The sequence below is a fragment of the Phormidesmis sp. 146-12 genome, assembly GCF_052939495.1.
Window position 1 is genome coordinate 1 of record NZ_JBJPHS010000195.1, and the last position, 6,451, is coordinate 6,451.

Below are 6,451 nucleotides of genomic sequence, written 5' to 3' on the forward strand. Positions count from 1 at the left end.
GCCCCCCAAGCTACCAATTCTGGGAATCTTTCAGATCAGATCGGTTCAAAGTCCCTCACGGGTGGGGAATCTAGGGGGCGTTTCTGGATCTCCAACTCTAGCGAGTCACTGCTGTCGAACTGACGCTGATTAGTTACGATTCCAAAATAGAAGCGGCAGACCGAGCGCAACAGCCCCCACGCCAACGAGTGCCCCAATTCCTGTGTAGACCAGGCTGGAGTAGAGCAGATAGCCACAAACGGCACAAAACAACAGAGGCGTAAATGGATAAAGGGGAACCTTGAAAGGGCGCGGTCTTTGGGGATCTTTTTGTCTCAGGATAAAGAGAGAAATGCCACTTAGCAAAAAGAAAAACCAGAACACCGGGGCGGTATAGTCCACCATTGTCTCAAATTCTTTGCGAGTGACGGTGCCTAATAAGATGAGCAACAGCACGATCGCTGCCTGTACTAGTAGCCCCGTGGTAGGCGTGCCGGAGTGTTCTTTCCAGCGTCCCAAAAAGCCTAATCGCGACATATCACAGCCAACGGCGTAGTTAGTTCTTGCGCCTGTAAAAATTGTGGCATTGGCTGCACCCAGCGTCGAAACGGCAATCAATACGCTGATAAACACTGACCCCACTCCACCAAAGCTATGTTTCATCAAATCCGCTGCCACCGCTTCAGACTGAGCCATTCCTGCAAATCCGAGGCTTCGTAAATAAGCCAGATTGATCAACAAGTAAATGACTGTGATGATCCCAATACTCCAGATCAGCGATCGCACGATGTTGCGTTTTCGATTCTGAATTTCGGCTGAGATGTAGGCGGCTTCGTTCCATCCACCATAGGAGAGCAGCACAAAGAGCATGGCCAGTCCCCAGGTGGGCGTTGATGAAGACGGAGCAGAAACGGGAGCAGACGGAACGGTGGAAATCAGACCCATAAAAACCACCAGCAGCAGACCAAGCACTTTGGCCGCGCTGAGAAGATTTTGAGTCCATTTGCCTTGCTGTAATCCGATGATATTAATCAGAGTGAGCACCACGATCGCACCCGCCGCATACAGCGAAGGAGAATAAGCCCCAAGCTGTAGTAACTGGGAAGCATAGTCCCCAAAAACAAAGGCTAACAGCGCGATCGAGCCAGTTTGCACCACGGTCATTCTGGCCCAGGCAAAGAGAAAGGCGACATTTTGCCCAAACGATCGAGCTAGGTAGTAGTAGGTGCCCCCGACATGGGGATAAGTAGTCGCCAACTCCGCGTAACACAGCGCCCCGACCAGGGAGATTGCCCCGCCTGCCAACCACGACAACAGCAACACCGTCTCATTGGCTGAATTGGAGGCTACCAGAGCGGGGGTTTTAAAGATCCCGGCTCCGATCACGACTCCGACAATGATGGCTACTGCGTCGATTAGAGAGAGGGCAGGTTTGGGGGCTGTGACATCGGTCAGAGCAACTGGAAGCGAAGCATAGTTTTCTTGTCTGCTCACGTTGTATTTACCAGTGAAGGTTGTCTAGCACGATCGTCTAAAACACCAGTCCGGTCAATAGAAAAATTTCATGCAAAAAACCGGGCCTACTGGACTGGCCGAACTCGAATCTTACTCAATGAAACTCATCTTGTTGTCTGACATATTACCTTTTAAGTCACCTGTCTATGGGCTTAGAAGTGCAATGTCGTCCAATTTAGGATAAATGCTGAAAGCATCTCCATGATTAGCATGAAACGAAAATATGACGTGAGAATGACAACTTTTTCTAACGGTGTTGGGATTTCAAAAACGTAGTGGTACAAATGCTTTATAGGATGTGCTCGTCAATACCTCCACAACTCATCTTGTAATGGCTATGCCGATAGCAAAGAGAACCCTGAGTCATAATTCTGACACCAGGATCTCAAAGGTTTTCTATTCCTGCGATGTGCAACTTTAAATTCATGTCCCCGCTTTTTTTAAGAAGGACAGGAGACTCTCAACCTGAAGCGACCTAGCAGAGTCATCCCCCAATTCCCCTTAAAAAGAGAGTTAAAGAAGGCGCACATTGCATGATTTGCTTTGAGGACAGACTGCGATCGATCTTCTACAAAATGATTCCTGCGATCGTTCTCCTCTTGATTCCTTCACAGAGTTAAAGTTTTTACCCTTGGCTCCGGAATACTACGAAGGTGCGCGTAAAAAATAATCGTCACCGGACACTCAAGTTAAGTATTCTCCGGGTTGTAGGTCTTGGTTGTAAACAAAAGAAACATCATAGACATTTCTTAATAAAGCAATCTTCGAGACACTGCATTCGTCACTACTTATTCACAGACGACTCTATTCAGCTACGACTCTATTGAGCAAATTTATTCTTTTAGCAAAACGTCAATGGAAACTTTTGATGCCCTCCCGTTTTTGACGATCGCTGACCAAACCCTTTCTCTCGGTCAGGTGCTTCGCTATCTACAGCTATCCGGCAAACTGGTGCCGCTTATTCAAGAAGTCGTTGCCCAACATGTGACCTACCAGGAAATCGAGGCACGCAAAGATCTGGATGTCGATATCGGTGAGCTAGAACAAGCGATCGTCGATCTGAGAGTTAACCAAAAACTATTAGATGCAGCCGCCTTTCAAAAATGGCTCAACCAGCAGGGCATGGACTACACCACGTTTCAGAGCCGAATGTTTATTAACTTTAAGCTCGAAAAACTCAAAACTCAGATTGCTGAACCCAGCTTGTCTAGCTACTTTACGCATCATCAAGCCCTACTCAATGAGGTCGAGTTGTCCTGTGTGGCGATCGCTGACAAATGTCTCGCCGAACAACTCACTCGTCGGTTGCTGGCTGCTACAGATTTTGAAAAAGTGGTCAAAGAATACGCGCTAGATCATCTAAACAAAGTCTCGATCTGGCGCAAGTCGGTGCGCTATGGTCAACTGCCAGAAAATTTGCGAGAAGCGATCGCCACCTCAGCCGTGGGGGACTCGATCGGGCCGCTGCAACTTGAGGGGCAGTGGTGTCTTTTTCGGATTGAGCAGTTTCATCCGGCGGTTTTAGAAAGTGCTTTAAAGCAAGAGCTACAAGAAAAATTATTTCAGAAGTGGTTGGTAGAGCGAGTCAGTCCTTTGCCTGTGAGTCTGGTGAATGGACTAAAAGCAATGGACTAAACGTGGTGGGTGTGTGCTGAGACAGGGGGTGCTTTTGAGGCGATGCCAGTCGGCATTTTTGCTAACCGTTTGCGTTGCGATCGTGTAGAGGAATTATGAGCTTTTCCAATTCGTCTGTGTTCCTATCGGCTCCTTTTGTAGAGTCCAATCCTTTATTACAAAACACTTTTAGCGATCCGACTCCCTTCAAATCTGCTTCATCGCTGGTATTTGTGGATGCAGGCGTGTCCGATTTTCAAGCGTTGATGGGTGGCGTGCAGGCGGGCGATCTCAAAGCGATATCTGCTAAAGCAGATCGGGTCTTTTTGCTTAATGCAACTCAAGATGGCGTGGCTCAGATTAGTCAAGTGCTGTCTCAATTTCAGGACGTGGCTGCGATTCACATTGTTTCCCACGGGAGCGCGGGCAGGTTGCAGTTGGGATCGACGGATCTGAGTTTGAATACGTTAAGCCGCTACAGTAGTGCGCTGCAACGTTGGAACGCTCACCTGAGTCAAGGTGCGGATGTGTTGCTGTATGGCTGCGATGTGGCACTGGGCGAGACGGGCAATGCTTTTATTCAAACGCTGAGTCACGTCATTGGGGCTGATATTGCGGCTTCTAATAATCGGACGGGTAGCGCAAAGCGCGGCGGAGACTGGAATCTGGAAGTTAAAACGGGTGAGATCGCGGCAAGTTTGGCGTTTGATGCTACGACGATCGCCACCTATGGATATACCTTTGATACCGCCGTTTCTAATAGTCAGGTGAATACGATCGCCACAGGTCTTAATACATTTCTGACAACGCTACAAACGAGACTTGATCAAGTGACGGGTTCACGCCTGCCAGTTTTGGGAACGGGATTAACTCAATCGACGCAGTTTTTTGATCCCACTTTTCGGACAGCGTTGACAACGGGATTGGTTGGAGCCTCTAGCGTTGCAGACATTCAGACTAGAGTGGCTCAAGCGTTTGGCGGAACGGTGACTAGCAATCCTCTGAGTATTACCAATAGCAGTAATTTTACGATCGACCTGCGGGTGAGAAGAGCGATCGCTAACCCCACAGCAACCAGTTTAGATCTGGGCTTGAATATGGGGACAGACGCAGCCCTCAAGTTTCAGAATGCGCTGCAAGTGACTCCGACAGTGGACTATGAGTTTGGGCTAAAGTTTGGGTTAATCAATAATCAGTTCAATCTTGACTTGTCGGATGCTAAAGAAATCGGCATTAATTTTGGGGTTGATTTAAGGAATACGCTCAACAATACAGACGCAAAGTTTGGGTTATTAAATGTCAAAGTTTCAGATGCGGGAACTAATTTTAATGAGTCGTTGGCGATCGACATTCAGACAGAAGGGGCAGGCTTTAAGCTAAGTCCAACTTTGACCGAAAATTCACTCGATGGTACTCAAATCAAGCTTAACTTGAACAGTCAGTCCAGTAATTTTCCAACGCTCAGAACGCAGCTAAATCTCAACTGGGATCTAGAGCCAACGCTTAGTTTCAAAAAGTTTGATGTTAGCTTTAGAGAGATTGCGATCGACCTCTCCAGCCTCAAAAATTTAACCAATCCGATCGCGGCTAAAATCAACGAAATTCTCAAGCCTATTCAACCTGTGTTAGACAGTCTGGGCGAAGGAATTCCGGGCACGACGATTAAACTCATTGATCTACTAGAAGCTGCCTCTCCGCTTGACCTAACAGGGGTTACAGAAGCCGCTTTTCAGAATTTAGACCGCTTTCTAGCAGCCTACGGCAATTTGGATCAACTGGCTACGATCGCACCAACAGGCAGCTACACGATTCTGAATAGTGAAGTCAAACTCAATTTAAGTAATCTTTCTCCCACGATTAGTCGAACAGTTCTACAAAATGCAACGCCGACTAATTTGCTTTCTTCAACGGTAGATTTAGCTCAAATTAATGGGCTGCAAACGGTTGTTCCATTATTCAACAAATTGGGATTGAGCTTACCCATATTATCCGCAAGCGAAGCTTTCAAACTGTGGGTCGGGCAGGACACCGCAAAACTACTTGACCTCGATTTTTCAGTCATTGATATTGATAGCTTTAAGGTGCCTTCTGCGCCCGTTTCTCTTTCTCCAGGCGTAATCATTAGACTCGGTGGCGATGTCGAAATTCAAGGAAACTTAGGGTTTGGCTACAGTGCAAAAGGATTGAGTTTGATGGGTGGCGCGACTCCGATCGCCGGATTTAACCTCAAACCCGGTTCTAACTTAAATCTCAACTTAGGATTAGTGGTCGGCGGCACATTGGGGGCAGAAAATCCAATTTCATCCGCTCCCCTCACGCTCAGAGGCCGTCTCGACTCCAACATTCGCACCGTGGCTCCCAACAGCACATTTAATGGCACATTTGACCGCAGCGGCAAGCTCACACTTCAGGCGATCGGCAGCGGCACAGCAGGCGTAGACGCGACCAAACCAATCGAAAGAACCCTATTCGATCGCACCGTCATCAACTACGATCTTCCGGCTCCAGACGGCACAGACTGGGGATTGGCAACTCGCATTAGCAGCGACGTGTTGCGGTTAAATTTGGGACGATTTGCCAGCGATCGTCAGATTCCAGGACAAATCACCGACAGTTCAGAAATCTTTAAAGTCGAACATGTGGACGCTGACGACAGCATTTCTGGTAGCGAAACTGTGATTGTGTCTGCCTTTGGGCGAACTCAAGAATTTAAAGGAATTCGGCGAATCATCGCGGAAGGCGGCGCGGGAAATGATGTGATTGAGCTTGCCGCAAACGTGTTGGCAGAGTCAGAACTGTGGGGTGATTTTGCGCCCGATGCGCGTTGGGGTGAGTTTACATCTTCAGGAACCGCCATTCGTCCGAGAGTAGGCAGCGAAGGCAACGATCGCCTCTTTACAGGACTGGGACAAACGCGCCTCTATGGTCAGGCTGGCGACGATTTGCTGACCGCCGAAACCACGATCGATTTAGTGAGAACGGGATCTGCTTTTCTCTATGGAGGTGAGGGCGACGACGAGCTTGTGGGCGGTAGTTCCAATGATTTTCTCTATGGTGGGGCGGGTCGAGATGACCTGTTTGGCAACGGTGGACGAGATTTGTTGTATGGCGATCGTACCAGTGAAACTTCGATCAATTTAACCGGATTTGACTCCAACAATTCAGGCGACTTTTTGAGCGGCGGAGAGGGCGATGACGTGCTCTATGGCGAACTGGGTAACGATGTTTTAGAAGGGCGCAACGGTCGCGATATTCTCTATGGCGGTGTGGGCAGTGACTCACTAAGCGGGGGGGCTGGCAGTGATTATTTGTTGGGTGACGAAGGCATCGTTAATTTGACAAC

Annotated in this window: 3 protein-coding genes; 2 read left to right on the forward strand and 1 reads right to left on the reverse strand. The window is 48.4% G+C overall.

Annotated features, from left to right (window positions below; all coding sequences use genetic code 11):
• Positions 1 to 129 precede the first annotated feature (129 nt).
• Entirely contained in the window at positions 130 to 1,473 is a 1,344-nt protein-coding gene (locus tag ACKFKF_RS33915) for an APC family permease (protein WP_446871771.1), read from the reverse strand.
• Between the two features lie 876 nt (positions 1,474 to 2,349).
• Between ACKFKF_RS33915 and ACKFKF_RS33920 the strand changes: the two genes are divergently transcribed.
• Both ACKFKF_RS33920 and ACKFKF_RS33925 read left to right on the forward strand, forming a co-directional pair.
• The gene (locus tag ACKFKF_RS33920; protein ID WP_446871772.1) at positions 2,350 to 3,129 is read left to right on the forward strand and encodes a peptidylprolyl isomerase; all 780 of its coding nucleotides are present in this window, start codon (positions 2,350 to 2,352) and stop codon (positions 3,127 to 3,129) included.
• 95 nt (positions 3,130 to 3,224) lie between these two features.
• Positions 3,225 to 6,451, forward strand: a 3,227-nt coding sequence (locus ACKFKF_RS33925) for a DUF4347 domain-containing protein (RefSeq protein WP_446871773.1), incomplete at its 3' end; no start/stop codon positions are given.

Excerpts from the sequence above, each read along its gene's own strand:
- ACKFKF_RS33920 (WP_446871772.1), top strand. The coding sequence starts at position 2,350 with ATGGAAACTTTTGATGCCCTCCCGTTTTTGACGATCGCTGACCAAACC.